General features: G+C 38.3%; 14 protein-coding genes and 1 pseudogene. 1 reads left to right on the top strand and 14 read right to left on the bottom strand.

What is annotated here, in order from left to right; all coding sequences use genetic code 11:
• Positions 1-70: 70 nt before the first annotated feature.
• Positions 71-562: an IclR family transcriptional regulator gene (locus ACDF53_RS03555; protein WP_370816187.1), complete on the bottom strand. Its 492-nt coding sequence runs from the start codon at positions 560-562 to the stop codon at positions 71-73.
• 51 nt (positions 563-613) lie between these two features.
• Positions 614-757 (bottom strand): annotated as a pseudogene (locus ACDF53_RS03550) (helix-turn-helix domain-containing protein); the annotation flags it as partial.
• A 271-nt stretch (positions 758-1,028) separates the two neighbouring features.
• On the opposite strand from ACDF53_RS03550, the gene ACDF53_RS03545 reads away from it, so the two are divergent.
• Positions 1,029-2,750, top strand: coding sequence for a DUF262 domain-containing protein (locus tag ACDF53_RS03545; RefSeq protein WP_370815504.1), 1,722 nt, complete (start codon positions 1,029-1,031; stop codon positions 2,748-2,750).
• A 132-nt stretch (positions 2,751-2,882) separates the two neighbouring features.
• On the opposite strand, the gene ACDF53_RS03540 is transcribed toward ACDF53_RS03545, so the two are convergent.
• The 12 genes from ACDF53_RS03540 to ACDF53_RS03485 all read right to left on the bottom strand — a co-directional run bounded on the left by ACDF53_RS03540 (position 2,883) and on the right by ACDF53_RS03485 (position 19,066).
• Positions 2,883-5,357: a P-loop NTPase fold protein gene (locus tag ACDF53_RS03540; RefSeq protein WP_370815503.1), complete on the bottom strand. Its 2,475-nt coding sequence runs from the start codon at positions 5,355-5,357 to the stop codon at positions 2,883-2,885.
• 288 nt (positions 5,358-5,645) lie between these two features.
• Positions 5,646-6,254 carry a hypothetical protein gene (locus ACDF53_RS03535; protein WP_370815502.1) on the bottom strand — a complete coding sequence of 203 codons (609 nt, stop codon included), beginning with the start codon at positions 6,252-6,254 and terminating at the stop codon, positions 5,646-5,648.
• Between the two features lie 492 nt (positions 6,255-6,746).
• Entirely contained in the window at positions 6,747-7,637 is an 891-nt protein-coding gene (locus ACDF53_RS03530; protein ID WP_370815501.1) for a sigma-70 family RNA polymerase sigma factor, read from the bottom strand.
• A 334-nt stretch (positions 7,638-7,971) separates the two neighbouring features.
• A complete protein-coding gene (locus tag ACDF53_RS03525) occupies positions 7,972-9,036 on the bottom strand; it encodes an ATP-binding protein (RefSeq protein WP_370815500.1) in 1,065 nt (354 codons plus the stop codon).
• A gap of 341 nt (positions 9,037-9,377) precedes the next feature.
• A complete protein-coding gene (locus ACDF53_RS03520; RefSeq protein WP_370815499.1) occupies positions 9,378-10,526 on the bottom strand; it encodes a glycoside hydrolase family 3 N-terminal domain-containing protein in 1,149 nt (382 codons plus the stop codon).
• Between the two features lie 462 nt (positions 10,527-10,988).
• The gene (locus tag ACDF53_RS03515) at positions 10,989-12,419 is read right to left on the bottom strand and encodes a [FeFe] hydrogenase, group A (protein ID WP_370815498.1); all 1,431 of its coding nucleotides are present in this window, start codon (positions 12,417-12,419) and stop codon (positions 10,989-10,991) included.
• 498 nt (positions 12,420-12,917) lie between these two features.
• Positions 12,918-13,379, bottom strand: coding sequence for an IS200/IS605 family transposase (gene tnpA, locus ACDF53_RS03510; protein ID WP_005380067.1), 462 nt, complete (start codon positions 13,377-13,379; stop codon positions 12,918-12,920).
• Between the two features lie 231 nt (positions 13,380-13,610).
• A complete protein-coding gene (locus ACDF53_RS03505; RefSeq protein ID WP_005384879.1) occupies positions 13,611-13,985 on the bottom strand; it encodes a hypothetical protein in 375 nt (124 codons plus the stop codon).
• Between the two features lie 532 nt (positions 13,986-14,517).
• Positions 14,518-14,883, bottom strand: coding sequence for a hypothetical protein (locus ACDF53_RS03500; RefSeq protein ID WP_370815497.1), 366 nt, complete (start codon positions 14,881-14,883; stop codon positions 14,518-14,520).
• A gap of 353 nt (positions 14,884-15,236) precedes the next feature.
• Positions 15,237-15,608, bottom strand: a complete 372-nt coding sequence (locus ACDF53_RS03495; RefSeq protein ID WP_227720868.1) for a hypothetical protein — start codon at positions 15,606-15,608, stop codon at positions 15,237-15,239.
• 76 nt (positions 15,609-15,684) lie between these two features.
• Positions 15,685-18,156 carry a DNA gyrase subunit A gene (gene gyrA, locus ACDF53_RS03490; protein WP_370815496.1) on the bottom strand — a complete coding sequence of 824 codons (2,472 nt, stop codon included), beginning with the start codon at positions 18,154-18,156 and terminating at the stop codon, positions 15,685-15,687.
• 103 nt (positions 18,157-18,259) lie between these two features.
• A complete protein-coding gene (locus tag ACDF53_RS03485; RefSeq protein ID WP_370815495.1) occupies positions 18,260-19,066 on the bottom strand; it encodes a hypothetical protein in 807 nt (268 codons plus the stop codon).
• Between the last annotated feature and the right edge of the window lie 7 nt (positions 19,067-19,073).

The following is a 19,073-nucleotide window of genomic DNA, read 5'->3' as shown; positions in this document are numbered from 1 at the left end:
TTGTCTATTAATACACTAATGATTGTTCCATATAATGGAATGCCATTCCATAAAAGGGGTAAAAATAAATTTATAAGGTCGCCCCCATCTGTTTGGAAATGGTTTGACCTAATGCCATCATGACAGATAGATACTCTTTGACGCGTTCTTCCGTATAGTCCCCTATAGGACCAGAGATGGTCATCACTGCCTCTAGCTTATTGCCAAAAGAGAAGATGGGCACTGCGATGGATGCCGCATCAGGTACACGACTGCCTCGGGTTACCACATACCCATCATGACGAATTTGGGAGCTTTCACCAGCACTCATATCAGCATCCTTGAAATCCCCTAGATAGGCCCCAAAAATCTTGCCGGCCGCCCCTTTAAAGATAGGGTACACCGTGCCAATCTTAATGTCATGACGCAACGGCTTATCCGCCGCAACGCGCTCGATGCAGATGCGATAATCGCCCTGTGCCAAGAACAAATTCACGGATTGCTGCAACTGATCACGAATGGCCACCATATACGGCTGCGCAATGGCACGCACATCCAAAGACGTAAGAAAGGACTTGGCCATAGGCAAAACACCCCAAGATAACTGATACTTCTTGGCTCCATTAAACTCAACCCAATGATGGGCCTCAAAGGTCTTGAGCAACCGATGAACCGTTGTCTTCGGCAACGCCGTCGCATTCGCTAACTCAGTCACACCAAGAGGGCCCGCCTCTAACAACTTGAGTATCTCAATACCACGCTCTATTGATTGAACCATATTCATATCCAAAGAAACGCACTAACTCGTTAAAGCCTAAACGTTTCGCTATTCTATTAAAACTAATAACAATATACGTAACTCGTTTGATTACACATAATACCTCTGAATAGAAGACTGTGCAATTAACTCATTATCAATATAACAATAACACATTCATGAAAAATTTAAAAATAACAAAGATGCATGATTAACTAATAATTTGATCTCTACCTCAAAGTATGATCTAATATTTATAAGAAACGTATTTATTGTATATGGGGGTAGTAATATGGGGATTATTAACTCAAATCTAACAAAACTAGGTTCTTTTTTAGGGAACGAAAAGCTTTATATTCCAGAATATCAAAGGGGCTATTCTTGGGAAGAGACTCAATTGGATGACTTTTGGCTAGACTTGGAACAAATTTACGAAGAAAATACACATGATGAGCACTTTCTTGGACAGGTTGTTATTCATAAGAATAAGGAAGATGGTAAACGCTATATTATTGATGGCCAGCAACGTATCTCAACAACAATTATCTTCCTAGATATTCTACGAACTAAATTTAAAGAAATTGCCGATTCAACAAACAATAATGATGCAAATGACGACTCCGAAGATATTAATGCTAAATATATTGGCCGCATATCTGAAAGCAAGCGAGAGCAGTATTTATCTATGGGTGGTGTTGATAAAGAGTTCTTCTTTGAATATGTCCAAAAACGTGGAGCCATTGATTATAGCGACAAAAAATTTGATAAAAAGAAACTTAAACCATCTAACTACAATATCTTCTATGCAAGTAAATTCTTTAATGGGAAGGTAGATGAATTTCTTAAAAATAATGAGTCTAATCAATACAAAGCACTAAATAAACTATACCAAACCTTAATCAATCAGTTTATCCTTATGACTGTCGAGACTGACGATATCAATGAAGCATATATAATCTTCGAATCACTCAACGCTCGCGGTAAAGCACTAGAAACTGCAGACTTATTAAAGAATCATATTCTTCGTATGGCACAAAATGACTTACCTAGTGCTACTGAAACTTGGAATACCATTATTGATAATCTTGATAATATAGATCCAACAAAATTTATTCGCTACTATTGGAACAGTACAAAGCGCTTTGCTCGAGAAAAAGATTTATTCAAAGCATTACGTACAGATATAACATCACAGTCTGATGTTAATACATTATTATCAAATTTACGCTCTTTATCCAAAGTGTGTGCAGCAATACTACACCCTGATGATAACAAAGACTTTGATTTAACTGAGCTGAACGAACGTCTTATTGAGATGCAAAAACTAGATGCATCCTCATATATACCTATAATCTTTGCCTTAAGATTACAAAACTACTCTGAAGAAGATATAAATGAGGTTTTGAAAGCAATAGAAACACTAGTAGTTCGTAACTTTGTTGTTTCAGGACTTGTTGCAAATAAATACGAACTTGTATTTGCACAAATCGCTAGAAGTATTAGCGATAAAACTTGGCCACCTAATAGTGATAGCGCATCTAGCAAAAAGCCAACAAAAGATGATATCCTAAAAAAACTATATTCTCTTATGGTATCAGATGAGGAATTCATCAATAATTTCAGAATCTTCAACTCCAGGAAAAATGCCGTCATTCGCTATTTACTTCGTAAGATAAATAACTTTGATATTAACGAAACAAAAATTGTAGATGACTCAAACCGCGTTCATGTCGAACATATTCTTCCTAAAAAGATTAATGATGAATGGATCAACTTCAATGATGAGGACCATGAAACATACCTATGGCGTTTAGGTAATCTAACTCTATTAGGCCAAGAATATAACAATAGAGCCAAGAACAAAGGCTTCGATAAAAAGAAAGAAATCTATAAGAAATCTGAAATTAAAATGACTCGTGACCTAGTCTCAATTGATGACTGGACTACATTTACAATCGTAAAACGCCAAGAGGACTTCGCTGAAATAGCACTAAAAATTTGGCCACGAAATTAAATTTTAGTACTAATAGCTTAGAATCAATATAAAAGCAGGATAACCAATGCATAAGTATATTCGTATTGGCATCCTGCTTTATTACTTTATAGAGAGTATATAAAATATGCTATTCCTTCTCAAATATTATTCTTATTCACTTTTAAGTACTTTACATAATCGAACTACACCTATACTATTAGTATTTATAGCTTCTTCTAAGTACTCATTAGATAATAGTTGTTCGTCATTAAAAAAAACTTTTGTATCTTCTTCAGCATCATAATTATATAGCTTATCATGACTATAAAGATCAATAATTTTATCTACAACCCTTTTAATATCATTAACCTGCTCTAGATATACTTTTAAATCATATTTGGCACTATTATCTTCCAATATATCCATATAATTAATACATACAGCTTTTATTACTGAATAAATCTTATTATATGTGTCAAAATCATAGTCCTTAACATATTCAATATCAGTCAAACCTTCGCTTATCTCTTTATCAAGTTCTATATATCCTAAATTTATTAGAATATCAATAATCCTTTTTTGAAATATATAATAATCAACATTACCTGAATAACTTTTATTAATCTTTAAAGAGTTAAGTGATTTTAGCATGGAAAAAAAAGCTGATTTTAACTCATAACTTAAAACTGAACGTAAAAATATATTAAGAGTTTTAAATAATATTTCTGAAAAAGAATCTCTACCATATTCTACCTCATATAACTTAAAATATAATTGTATTAACTTATCAAAGTATTGATTAATGGTATCTTTATCCCAATTCCAAGCAGTGTAATAAAATGCTTCAAAAATATATCGCCAAGTCTCTATATTAAGTACATCTTTCACCTTACCAGCCTTATAAGCATATTCTGCAAAATGCTTATATGAACTAATAGTATCATTAGAAAGTAATACATTTGTTACAAACTCATTTATAAAAGAAACATAACTTTCTTGTGCTTTATTACCTACAGCAATACAATAATAAAAATAATGTTCTAATCTTAGCAAACTACGTTTTTGATCCTGTCTTACTTCTAAAGATGAACCATTATAATTAAAATCAAATATTGAATCCCTAGTCGATCTAAATAAATCCACAAAACGAATATCATATTGATATAACTCAAGAATAGAGAATGCCAATAATTTCTCAAAATTAATTGGTTCAATACTAGGTATAAATAATGCTTTAATTTTCGATGGGTCCTCAGTAGCTTTGATGATATCTATAAGATCTAATATAAATTCTACCTTATTATTAAATTCAATTCCAAAGTTCCATTTTATATCAATATTTGTAGATATGCTTTGATAAAAATTTTGTAGAAAACATTTCATATAACAATGTTTAACTAAAACCTCATCAAATTGTTTATTATTATGAATAATTTCAGAAAATTCATTTATATAAAATACTAGTATACTTATAAATGACTCTATATTTCTTATATTATAAGCTGCAGCCAAGTATCGTTCCTGTTCATTTAAGGTGATAACATCACTTAACTCTCCAGCCCAACTTACTGAAGGATTTATAATATCTAATATTAAATCTTTATATCGTAAAACTTTCTCATATTCATTACTATTTCCTTTTATAATATAGTTAAATAATTTCATAAATGAAATATGAGTCAAAGAAACTGTATTTGGTATATATTTTTGCAAATAGTGGTTATCAAATCCCTTTAAATTTATTTCTTCAGCACTATATTGATATATAACCTTTAATTTTCCTGATAAATCTGCGGTTAACCTTTCAGATATATAAAAAATCTTGCGCAATACATCTTTATCATCAATTCTATCTAAATCTTCGAATATTATAATAATAGGCTTATTTAACTTTCGAATAGAAGTCTTAAAACTCTCTAATTCTGACGAGTATGTTGACTCATTTCCTAAAAACTTAGTTAATAATTGACCATATCTAAAATTATTAATGTAAGATATGAAATTTCGACTTCTTTTACTAAACACATATTGCCTCTCTAACTCTGAAGTAATTTGCATAACTAAATATTCAAGTACATCATCTATATTTAATGCAACAACATCAATACGTATAAAAGCAAAAAAGTCTCTCTCTCTATACATAAGGTGATCAATAATCAAACTTTTCCCCATTCCCCAAAATGACTCTATCCCAAGTATATTAACTGATTCTTTTTTAATAGTTGTAATAATTAAATTCAAATCTAACTCACGCTCTGCATAAAGTCCTTTATTAGGCTTTTTGATTTCAATAATACGAGGAACTGTTGTACAGGTACTTATAAAAATAGTAAAATACAAAGTTAATGTAGCTATTAATAAACATTCATCTGAAGCCAATCCATCATATAAATATTTATATAAAATATAACTACTTATATAAGAAAGCCATAATGAAACTAAAACTAAACTTAATAACTTACTCTTATAACAATATGCAATAATTATCCCCATAGTAACAATAATAAACATTATATAAGGATATATATTTAAAACGGGAATAACCAATAAAAATAATATTAATAACAAAAGAAAATATATAAATATATATTGAATACAATATTTAACCTTATATATATAATCATTGAAACTATCTATCATGGTCATAAGTATTTCACCCTTTACAAACAGTCAAATCATTTATAGTTTATATACTCTTATTATTATTTCTATATTAATAATAAAAATCCCTTTTATATCATTACTTTATAAACCAAAAACCACCCCATAAAGAGGTGGTTTTTTTATTAATAAAAAAATATTATTTGTCGTGTCTTAATGATAACCTTTTATTTATGTCTCCCCTATGTTATTGTCTCCCTATAGTTCCTCCTCTCTTTCTCTCCCCTATTACTTCATCTCACCCTACTTATTCTTCTCTCCCCTCTAACAGTCTTATCTTGTTAGGTCTCTCCAGGCGATAAATAGTTCTGCCACGACTTGTGGGTTTTGGCTGAGTTTGATGCGGGCTAGCATTTTGCGCACGTAGTTGCAGTGTTCTAGCATGACTTCGTTCAGCTTGTGTTTCACATGGTGTGGGGCTTGGTACACCAAGATAGGTTTAAAGTCGCCCACGTGAATGTAGCTCGTATCTGGATCAGGACCATCGGTGACGATGTATTGATAAGGTATCGCCACGTTAAAGAGTCCGTACACCACGTCCTTGCCGATAGGGCGCCGACATTTAATATGCCCAAAGGTTAGGTGCGGGCCATAGGTCTTAGGCGCCGTATAACTGCTACGCCGACCATCGCTAGTCATGATGTAATTCGGCCTCAATCCTTCTTGTAAGGCCAGCTCTCGCAAGATGGTACGAATTGGCAGATGGACCAATTCTTGACGGCCATCTACGAAATAGCACATCGTGCTGTCACCGCCGCCAGGTTCGTAGGTAGGAATGAAACAAACAATATGATTCTTCGGATTCGTATAGATCAAATCCAAATTCTCTCCCTTAGATAGCCAAGTGGCCACCGCTACTGGTACTTCATTACATGTCATCATAGGAATTCTCTCCCCTCAACTTAGGAACATTCCTTTCAACAATACAATGAACACGTGTTCTGTGAAAGCAGATTCGCATGCTTTAATCTGCTGTTGGTTTAATTGTATATCACACTGTATAATTTGTAAATATATACACAAAACTATAGAAATTTATGTAAAATTAAAGACTTTATGATCTTGTAAAAGTAATATATACCTATATGTGTCATTATTTTCTCATTTACATTGAGAATTGCATATTTTATGTATATCTGTTAATCGCGATTAACGTAATTATACAAAAATCAGAATATAAATAAGAAATTAAATTATATTAACACACATCATTTTAATACGAACTTAGCTCTAATAAACTAACACTCATACGTTTACACTACACATTCTAATCGCTTCAAAGTTCTAAGAATCTCATACGTGTATAACTCTAATAAGTATATAGCTCTAAAACATGTATATCTATAATGAATGTATAGACCCATTCCATTCGTATTAGTGCACTCGTATCTTATTAAAGTCCGTCGTTAAGTATCTGCGCAGCTTCCTAAGGGCTCGTTCATGGCGCCGTTGGATAGCTTGGCGGCTGCAGTTCAATTCTTCGCTAACGGATACGAGACTTTTACAATCACCGTACACGCGGCGCAATAGGTCTTGTTGATCTGGAGATAATCTACCGAGAGCCCATACGAGGCGAGCCCGTAGTCGTTGTTCCTCATCGGCCGTCATGATCATGTCTGCTATATTTTCTCCCGATGAGAAGATATCCATACCAACAGCTACCTCGCCATCATCGGTGATGCGGTCTGGTATATGAATCTCACGATGATTACGCAATCGCTCTCGCTTCCAATACCGCATGTAACCATATCTAACACCAGCTTTCACAAAGCCAGGGAACGGTACGGAACCTTTTAGATCAAAGCTATAAATCGATTCTAAAAGGATGGCCCATAGATAACTCTCTAGGTCTTCTCGGAACTCGCGGTTCCCCGTCTTATTCGTATAGTGTAAGATGAGTGGCCGATACCTGCGACAGAGCTCGATTTGAGCCGCATCATGGCGCAGCTCATCAGCGGACCAAGGTTGGTACCCAACAGTCTGTATTCGCATATTTGGATTTTGACAAATCGACACGAGGCTCTTATCCGATAAAGACGTTAAGACCTGATGACCACAGATAAGAGTCTGTAATTTCAGCTCCTCCGGTACCTTGTACTCTGGTTCCTTAGGCGGTATCGTTTCAGATTCTAGTTCATTAGAAGAAGGTCTCTTAGATAGTGCTTCTTTGGAAGATGTTCCCTTTGAAGATATTTCCTCAGATTGTAGGCTTGCAGTTTTAATACAGGTTCGTTGTACTAACGGTTCTTCGTTTGTGTATAACATAAATCCCCTTTCCTGCCATGGCATAGCGCTTATCTACACAATAGCGCGGAACGGGGATTTTGACAAATTGGCAATTCTTTAGAATTCCTACATATTCTGTTACAAACTAGCATTAATTTCTATCCATTAAAAGACATAACTATACACCTATATACGTAATTGCTGAAAATAATACAAAAAAGACACCACAGAGGAATATGGTGTCTTTTTTAGAGGAATTAGTACTACCATTGGGTAATAGTACGTAAGTTACGATTACTGATATACACATTAGGCGTAACGTATTCTGATGTTACAAGTAACTTTACAGGTAATCGTATTTTAAATTGTCTGATTACATTGCAATACAGGAGGCTTCTACAAAGTCTTTGAGTTGTGGTTTTACGTAGGTTTGGTACACGTCTGCACCATTGCCACGAACGATGTCGCCCCAGTATTTATACACATAGCGGTACCAGAAATGGAACATGCTATTTGTGAAGTGGTAGTCAGCGTATTTCGCTGGTCCACGGCTATTCGCTTGGATACGACCTACGAGGCCCATGGCCATCAAGTCGTTTAAGCGAGATGTAAAGGTGCCGCTTTTAATTTGGCTAGCTTGCAACAGCTCCACATAGTATGGTCTCTCTAGTGTAGCAAGGCCAGATAGAATCGCATTAGCACCTGTTATATTTTTCATATCTCGATGTAAGATATGCTGCGTTTCTTCAAAGAGTGCACCCGATACGGAGAAGAACAAATTAATAATATTCGTATCGATGCTTTCACCATTATCAAAGTACTGCACATAAGCAGGCAAACCACCTGTTACGGCGAACACGGTACGCAAGTCATCCTTAGCATAGTGAAGGCCCAAGGATTTCATGTCCACCAAGGAGAACGGTTTTACCTCGAAATATTCCGACACATAAGGACCAATCAAGCTGCGATCGCCAATGATGCGGCCATCGAGCTGTTCTAATCCATTCGCCATCAAGATGATGTTCAAATGGCTCGTTTCTTTATAAGAATCTAACAAATCGCGCAAGTGAATGGGGAACTGAGGTACAGCCTCCACCAAGGAAGGGTAATCATCAATCACCACAGTCTGAGGCGTTTTTACACTGCTTTCAAATAGACCCTCAAAGGCCTCTTGCAAGCTAGTGATCGGTTCGAATTTGTCTTGTCCATTAGCAGGAACAAAACGTGCCTCAAGAGCTCGATTCATATCGGCTACATGGATTGCTTCATTAGCCATGCGGCCTGCCAAGTATAGCGCCTTATGACGGCGTACGAGCTGGGAAGCCACATAGGATTTGCCACTGCGATGCGGACCATACACAACACACAAACTCATTTGATTCATCGCAATACGGGACTGGATACTCTCAATAATCTCAGCACGTCCCACAAAATTCATATACTCTCACCTCCAACATTCTATGGAGACTATTATATCATAAATTTAAAACAAATTTAAACTTATTTTCATATTATTAACATGACTTTTGATTATGTTAAATTTTTTACGCATAAAATACACTTATTTAATGGTTTACTTTTTACCCATACGTTGGTGAAAGTTCCTATATTTACTACATTTTATACAGGTGTAATCCCAATATGACTATACAGAGGAAAGTATAAAAAAAGACGTGCCTATCTAGGATAAGCACGTCATGTGTATATGTTTATATGTATATCTATATGTATATGTAATAGTTTTGTTTATGGACGATACCTGCGAGGACGTTCCTCACATTATTGTTGCATTTGCGTTTGCATCTTCATGAGCAAAATATGCTTAACCGCATCATTAAGGCGATCATTGGTAATCGTTCCGTTCGCCACCGCTTGAGTTAATGCACGATGGACTTCATCGATGTGAACGGTGTCAGCATCAAGGAGAACGAGATCACTGCCCGCCACGATGGAGTCTACAGCAAAGTCCCCTATTTTTTGGTTTGCTTGCAAGGCGCCGACGTCGACACGGTCTGTCATGACTACGCCATTATAACCAAGCTCATGTCGTAACCAGTCTGTAATAATCGCCTTAGAAGCGCTGGCCAAGTGTGCATTGTCGATAGCCGGAATTTGCACATGGCTCATAACGAGCATATACGTGTTCGCCGTCGTCTGTGTAATGAGGCGTTTGAATACAGCTACATCCGTAGTATTGAGGTATGCTTTCGCATCATTAGCGGTCTCAAAGGATGCATCCCCAAGGCTCACCGTTGGAAAGTAGTTGTAACCAAACCACACTTTATTGATTTGGTACCGCTCTGCCATGGCAAGGTCCATATGCCCTGCCCAGGTAGGGTCAGATGTATAGGACACATTCGGTACCCCTAAGTTCGCATTCGGCCCGATGACGAGGTTGAATCCCATGTCGTGCATTTCGATAGCCGAACGGGTCGCTAAATTGATAATCCGTTCCATCGGTAATTGGCCCCAACGATTGGGCTCTGGCAAGCGCAAGAAACTTTCATTAGAACGCAACACCTTATCTCGATTGATCGCGATATATGGCGTTACCATGCTTGCCGTTGAGGCCGTTTGCATGATGTCGTTTGTGAAAGCTTTCACTTGGTTTTTATTATTTAGATTTTCATTGGTTAGCATAACGCCGCTCACACGGTATTTCCTGATGACGTCCTTTTGAGACTGTCCTACCGTACTGCCATGAAGGCTAATCATCATCAGCTGGCCTATCTTGTCCTCTTGAGACATAGCCCCGAGCCAGGTATTTACCTTCTCAGGGACAGGCTTGTCTGATTGCATGACGGCTCGATACGATACAGTTCGTACCTCTTCCTGCTCTGCCTGACTCTCATGCTGGCATCCTGCAGTGCCGATGGCGGCGACGATCAAGGCCATGCCACATAGGGCACGCCGTAAAAACAAGTTCATCTCTCCACAAAACTCCTTGTAATACTCTCTTACATGTTACCTTTCTATATATTATACACTATATAATTCATCTTTTCCTCATGTGAAAGCTAGTTTTCTATATCAATTTATCATAATAAAGTTATAAAGTAATAGTAACAATTAATATACGAGGCAATCCATTGATATGAAATAACTATGATAGTACATACAGTCACAATATCGTGTCTTATGAGATCCATACATATAACATATACAAAACTATAAGAAGGTTATACATAAAAATCCTACGAATCGCATGTAAGGTGACACTTAGTAGTCAATATCTACACAAGTATCAAGTCACTCATGACCCGTAGGATTTATTTCTATTTAGTTAGTTACCCATATACCAGTCTAACTATACTAATGTATCGATGTATTCATCGCCGAAGTACATTCGAAACGACTTGTACTGAGTAAATTAGCTAATTTGTAATGCTATTAACCCTTGTATTTAGGGGATGTTGGGCATGTTTCAGGTGTTACGTCTTTGCGATCACCAAGCACCGCGCTGCGGTCTGTGTAATGTGTATGCAAAAGTTCGTGTGCCTTATGGCCCAATGGTTCGCCTAAGAAGTCTTTGTACAATGCTTGGATTTCTGGGTTTTCATAAGAAGCAACCCATTTGTAGTTCGCATCAGCTTCGTAAAGGCCGCCGATACGAGCTTCCTTAGTTTTAACTGCTTGAGGCAATTTAGTGCGCGGTTGACCGCCACCACCGATACAGCCGCCTGGGCAAGCCATAACTTCGATGAAGTCATAGTGTTTGCCATTTTCTTTTAAAGCATTCAAGAAGTCACGAGCATTTTTACCGCCATGAACTACAGCAACGGACAATGTTACATCATCACCCAATTGTACAGTCGCTTCTTTTACGCCGTCCATACCACGAACTTCCTCAAGATGAGTCAATGCGTGTGGAGGTGGCTCATTGCCAGTCACAAGTTTGTAAGCTGTACGCATAGCTGCTTCCATAACACCACCAGTGTTACCGAAGATGATGGATGCGCCAGTTTCCATACCGATCAAGTCATCGAATTGGGAATCTTCAATAGCATTGAAGTCGAGGTTTTCCTCTTGAATCCAACGGATGAACTCACGAGTTGTGATAGAAATATCTGTATCCATACCAATGGAATCGTCGTTGTGGTAACGAGCTGCAGCGTTTTCTTCTTCCCGTTTTGTTTCTGCTTTTTTAGCAGTACAAGGGTTTACAGATACAGACACGATGTTATGAGGATCGATGCCTTTTTTCTCTGCAAAGTATGTTTTAATCATAGCCGCTTCCATAGCGATACAAGAACGTGTGGAAGACAAGTTAGGAAGCAATTCTGGGAAGTAGATTTCCGCAAAGCGTACCCACGCTGGGCAGCAGCTTGTGAACTGAGGAATTTGGCCGCCTTTGTTAAGACGATCTACAAGCTCAGATGCTTCTTCCATGATGGTTAAGTCCGCACCAAAGTTAGTGTCTACTACATAGTCTGCACCAAGTGCACGCAATGCACCAACCATTTTACCTTCAAGGAAAGTACCTGGTTCATAACCGAAGCCTTCACCGATAGCTACGCGAACCGCTGGAGCTGTTTGGATAACCACGATTTTTTCAGGATCTGCAAGAGCTGCTTTCACCTTTTCAAGCTCGGATTTAGCATGCATGGAGTCGAATGGACATGCAGCCGCACATTGACCACAGTGGATACATACAGGCACATCGCCGTTTGCATCAAGATCATAGTAATCGAGTACGCTCATTACGTCCGCACAAGCGCGACGGCATAACGTACAGTTTTTACACTTGGAAATGTCGTGATAAATGGATGGATTGTCGAGCGCAATCGGCACACGTTTATCGATAAATTCGTATTGAGACATGAGGACCTCCTCTAACAAACTAAAACTATCAAACCTTTTGGGAAATATCAGCAAAACTACGGAGCACTGTGCTCAAGGCGTACTTCCACATCTTACCTCTAGTATACGCTATGGTGAAAGTTTATACTATGTAGAAATGTTACACTTTTGTGCAAAATTATGGTCCATCATCCCTCTCTAGATAATATTGCCCATGACATTATGAGTAACATTCTACATGACATTGCGGGTGAGTATATTTCAATAAGATAGAAATTACATAAATGCGTAATAATATTCCCATTGTACCACGAATGGGTAAATAATTCACCAACTTTTCAGGAATTAAAATAAAAGAAAAACGCGCGTCAATTTAAATCAGAACCACCCGTAAAACGGGTGGTTTGCTCACGGGCTATAAGCCCGTAGTACTAGGCCAGCGTCTAAAGGCGCTGGCTTTCACTACGTTCAAGCCGCATAGCCATTGACTCGTAACGTTCCCCTTAAAGGGGATGTGTATTACTTGCTACCCTTAAAAGGGTCCTCATATTCTTTTACACTAAGCTTATCTTTCATTTGGTCATGTAACTCTTGCTCACGTATATATTTCTTTACTGTAGCCTCATTTAAACCTACTGTACTAACATAATAACCCTCGGACCAAAAGTGTCGATTTCCAAATTTATACTTTAAGTTTGCGTGTTTATCGAACATCATTAGTGCACTTTTCCCTTTTAAGTATCCCATAAAAGATGATACTGATATTTTAGGTGGGATTAATACTAGCATATGCACATGATCAGCCATAAGCTCCCCCTCGATAATCTTGACGCCCTTATATTCACATAAACGTCTCAATATTTCACGTAAACTATTTCTGTATTGATTATATATAACTTTACGTCTATACTTAGGTGTAAATACTATGTGGTATTTGCATAACCATTTTGTGTGCGCAAGGCTCTGTGTCTTTGTTGCCATATAAAATCACCTTTCTTTTGCATATAATGCGGCTTGAACACCTACATTATACTTAAGCAAGGTGATTTTTTTGTATAACTTTCGTTGCCGCACCCGCATAGCGGGTGGTTTAATGATTCGCGACTACATCGCGAACCAGTCTAAAGACAATAATAAAAAAACGCACGCCCTCTAATGAGAACGTGCGTGTGTGAAGCTTTCACAAAGAATCATAACCCTCTGCAAATCAGATTATTTGTCACCCCAGATAAGTGTGTACACAGCATATGCAGGAGTACCTTGTTCAACCTTACGAGTGGACTTATTAGGTTGTTCCTCTTTCACAACATAACCTTGAGGGTTGTAAAGAGTAACCTTAACGTCTTTTACTTCGCGTTTTTTGTGGTTGAACTCTTCAGTTACGATGTAGTGGTAACCTTCGTAATCCATAGCTTTGATGTCCAAAGTAGCTTTTTTGTCATCTTTTTTAACAGAATCATTATCAATAGACCAAGTGATACCGTTGCTATCAGTACCAACAGTGTACCAATTTGCCGCATCAACACTACCAATACCACCAATGAATAAAGCGCCTGCTGCCAAAACAGCTGCCAATGTTTTTTTCATATTTTTACCTCTCGAATTAAATACAAGAATATAAAATCTAGTATATTCAATGAAAATAAATATTTTATGAAAGACAAACGTGCTCAATTATTAGAGCTTCATAAACCAAATATTCCCTTAAACATAAAATTATTCCCTTAAATTATACCATAAAATAAGGGAATAAGTATGGGGGAAAGATTTCCTCATCAGGAAATGAGAAAACGGGTGGATATATCCCTAAGGGCGACTTAGGTCACTATTTCCCCTACGCAGTTTTGAGTAAATTTAATCATATGTGCAGAAAGGTTTCTATCTCTTTGAGACCGACTTAGGTCACTACTCCCAAACACAGATTTAGAAAGATTTCCTCATCAGGAAATGAGAAAACGGGTGGGATATATCTCTAAGGGCGACTTAGGTCACTATTTCCCCTACGCAGTTTTGAATAAATTTAATCATACGTACAGAAAGGGTTCTATCTCTTTGAGACCGACTTAGGTCACTATGGAGGTCGATAAGAGATAGAACCCTTTCTACTAGTCGAGGAAATTTACCAAATCAAGTGATACACGTGATCTAGGTTACTTCCTTCTTGTATTTGTACTTTTGTATTTGCCAATGTTTCAGAGCCAATCATATAGCCTTGTGGGTTATATGTAGTCACATCTATGAGCTGTACTGTTTTATCAGCACGGTTAAATGTCATTGTGTAAATGGAATGATCTCCATTTGGGTCTACGATCTTCAAGCGCAATGTAGCACGAGCATCGTTTTTATCAACAGAGTCATTGTCGATATAACCAGTACGACCATTTTGATCCGTATCAAGAGCATACCAACTTTCAGCATGAGACACGCCCACACCAGCGCTAAACAATAAACCGGCTACCGCTAAAAAAGCAAACCATTTTTTCATAACCATTCTCTCCTGACTATAAAATTCAAATAACTATGCAATCTGCATACCATAAATTCCCTACGACTTCATTATAACACCATAATTGCATATTCCTAATAAAAACTCTATAAACTGCATAATTAAAATAAATTCCCTAGGAACGTCTTGCAAGACTCCTATGGTATTAAATAATCCAGTACTTTTAACAGCTGATATTCGCGCTGTAAGGTCAGCAAAAACATAGAAAGCCCCGAACTGTTCTGAAAACGACTTAGGTCACTATGGAGGCTTTCAGGATAGTTCGGGGCTACATATACGTTCTGAATATCTAAATAGACAGAGCGAATATCAGCTTCTATTAAATTGTCGGATTATTTACCCCATAGGGCTTGCATAACTTCCGCACCCATGGTATCATCTTCAATTTTTGTAGGTTTTTGTGCTTCTTTGCTGGACAATAACGCTACGCCTGCAGCGCTGTATACTGTTGTATCAAGCTCTGTCCATGTTTTTTCTTTACGGTCAATGCGTACTGTGTAGATGTATGTGAAGCCTTCTACATTGTTAATTTTAACAAGTACTGTAGCCGCATCATCTGTTTTGTATACAGATGCATTATCGATGAACCATGCTGCATCGTCAGCATCAGCATCGATATAGTACCAATCAGCAGCACTAGCTTGACCAAAGCCGCCTAAGAATAAAACCCCTGCTGCAAACATAGCAGCTAACCATTTTTTCATATCTAAACTCCTTAACGCTAGAGACGACCATCTAAGATGGCCGCCCATAGTTTCTTACATATACTATTAATACAAATTATTCTGCTTCTTCGTCTTCGATTTCAGCACCTGGAATAACAGCAATACTAGCTACTTTATCACCTTCATCGAGGTTTTGTGTTTTCACACCAGAAATAGCTTTGCCTTTCTTCACAGCAATATCGTTCATGTTGAAGCGGATGATTTTGCCTTGTTCAGAGATAAGCATAACTTCATCATCATTATGAACTACTTCTACAGCAACTACGTCGCCTGTTTTGTTCGTAATCTTGAAGTTCTTAGAGCCTTTACCACCGCGTTTTTGCAATGTGTAAGCTTCCGCATCATTGCGTTTACCGAAACCTTCTTCGGAGATAGTAAACACTTGAGCTTCGCTTTCATCAGCATTAAGAACACCAGCGCCTACCACTACGTCGCCGGTATTGAGTTTAATACCGCGTACACCGTGAGCCGCACGTTTCATGAGACGTACGTCGCTTTCACTGAAACGAATAGCAATACCCAATTTAGTACCGATCAAGATATCTTGGTTGCCAGTCGTTACGTTGACGCAAATCAAGTGATCCCCTTCGTCGAGGTTGATAGCATTAAGACCAGAACGGCGGATGTTGCGGTATTCTTCGATAGCTGTACGTTTTACAACGCCGAACTCAGTAACCATGAATAAGTTTACATCTTCATGGATACGTTCAAGGTCAATCATAGTTGTAACAGATTCACCTACAGCGAGTGGCAACACGTTAACCATAGCGGTACCGCGAGAATTACGGGAACCTGCTTCTGGCACTTCGTATGCTTTGAGGCGATATGTACGGCCAGTGGACGTGAAGAACAACAATGTATTATGCGTGCGAACATGCATAATTTGCGTTACATAATCGTCTTCCTTCGTCTTCATGCCGATAACGCCAGCGCCACCTTTATGTTGGTTGCGATATACGTTCGCATTCATGCGTTTGATATAACCTTGTTTAGTCAAGGTAATAACCATCTCTTCATCAGCGATGAGGTCTTCTACATCAAGGTCGGACGTATCGATAGTGATTTCAGAACGACGAGGGTCGCCGTATTTCTTCTTCATATCTTCAAGTTCTTCTTTGATGATTTGACGTTGACGCGCTTCGCTAGCCAAGATAGCTTTCAAATCTTCGATCAATGCCAACAATTCCTTGTATTCTTCTTCGATTTTTTCGCGTTCCAAGCCTGTTAAACGGCGTAGACGCATGTCGAGGATGGCTACTGCTTGTTTTTCTGAAAGCCCGAATTTTTGCATCAATGCGTTACGCGCGATTTCGTCAGTTTGGGAACTGCGGATTGTAGCAATAACTTCATCGATGTGGTCGAGAGCGATCAACAAGCCTTCCAAGATGTGAGCACGTGCTTCTGCTTTATTAAGCTCGAATTGAGTACGGCGTACGATTACATCGAGGCGATGATCTAAGTAATAACCCAATACTTCTTTCAAATTCAATACGCGAGGATGACCATCCACGAGGGCCAACATAATTACGCCGAAAGATTCTTGAAGTTGAGTGTGTTTATATAATTTGTTAAGCACGATATCTGGTTGCACGTCAGCGCGCAATTCGATAACGATGCGCATACCTTGACGGTCAGATTCGTCGCGAAGTGCTGTGATACCATCGATAACCTTATCGCGGCTCAAGTTTGCAATCGTTTCGATAACGCGAGCCTTGTTAACTTGGTATGGAATCTCAGTCACTACGATTTTATGCTTGCCCTTGGACATTTCTTCAATGGTTGCACGAGCGCGCATTTTTACGCTGCCACGACCTGTGGAGTACGCTTTTTTAATGCCTTCCCGGCCCAAAATGAGCGCCCCAGTCGGGAAGTCTGGACCTTTGATTTGCGTCATCAATTCGTCCACAGTTACATCTGGGTTATCGATGAGCATAGTAAGACCATTACATACCTCGTTAAGGTTGTGCGGCGGAATATTTGTCGCCATCCCTACGGCGATACCGCTGGAACCATTGATGAGAAGATTTGGGATCTTCGCTGGCAATACAGTAGGTTCTTGCAAGCTTTCATCATAGTTCGGCATGAAATCAACAGTTTCCTTGTCGATATCAGCAAGCATTTCTTGAGTAATTTTTGCCATACGTACTTCGGTATAACGCATCGCAGCGGCACTATCGCCGTCGATGGAACCAAAGTTGCCGTGGCCGTCTACCAAGAGGTAGCGCGTATTGAAATCTTGCGCTAAACGAACCGTTGCGTCGTAAACGGAGCGATCACCATGTGGATGATATTTACCGAGTACGTCACCGACGATACGAGCGGATTTCTTGTATGGTTTATTTGGCGTCATGCCTGTTTCGTGCATCGCGTACAAAATACGACGATGTACTGGTTTCAAGCCGTCACGCACATCTGGAAGAGCACGCATTACGATTACGGACATCGCATAATCGATATAAGCGTTCTTCATTTCTTTATCAATCTGAACGGGATGAATATTCCCGTGGGACCATTGTTGGTCTGCCACAATCTCACCTCATTTTACTAACACTGATTATAATACATCATAATATTATAGCATTTTTAGGGGTTTAAAGCTATATTTGATAAGTTTAAAGACAATAAATCACCTAGTAACCCGCATGCTTTATCATATGATCTAAAACTTTAACAAAGTCTCGTTCTACAGCTGACGTATCCTTACCAGTACTGCCAATGCCTGTTAGCATAGTTTCTTTCCAGTCATTTCTTGCCATATACCTAAAACCTATCAAATACTGGGCTTTTGTTTTATCCGCTTCCCCTTTTGGTAAATAGTAAATACCAACGCTTCTGTCAGCACGAGGATGTAATAGTGCTGGATTATCTTGCGGTTTATACTCGCTATATATGAATTTCATAAAGGTTAGAATATCTTCACCCTTTACAGACTTATCTACAAAGATAATTTCATTGGATCTAAATAGAGGTATCTGATTAGTACCTGCTACACGTGTTGCTTCAGATTTCTTTAGCTTTAAAACTTCCTCATGTGTGGCCATCCGCAGACCATGTTGCTTAGCACGTTCCACCAAAGCAGCGTTCAAATGAATTAAATACTCTTGTGAATAGGCAAAATTAGCATTCGTGTATCTTTCACCACCTGGAACCGGCAAGGTTGGACGTTGCACCACAGAATCAGCAGTAAAGGTAAAACCATTGCTTTCATCATAAAAGACATACACATTCCGCTGGAACGGTTTTTCCTGTTCCACTACAGAGGACTGGAGAACAAGGTTAGGATGAACAACAGCGAACTCCTTTTCCACGCTAGACTTGATATCCTCTGGCGTCGCAGGATCACCATTTTCCGTGGTCCACACAAAAGAACAACCGCTCAATAAAAATGTACAAATACACACAACAACTAATGATATATACCTAATCAACTGCTTCATAGATACA

The organism is Veillonella sp. (assembly GCF_041333735.1).
Classification (GTDB): domain Bacteria; phylum Bacillota; class Negativicutes; order Veillonellales; family Veillonellaceae; genus Veillonella.
This window is presented reverse-complemented; position numbering and strand designations above follow the sequence as displayed.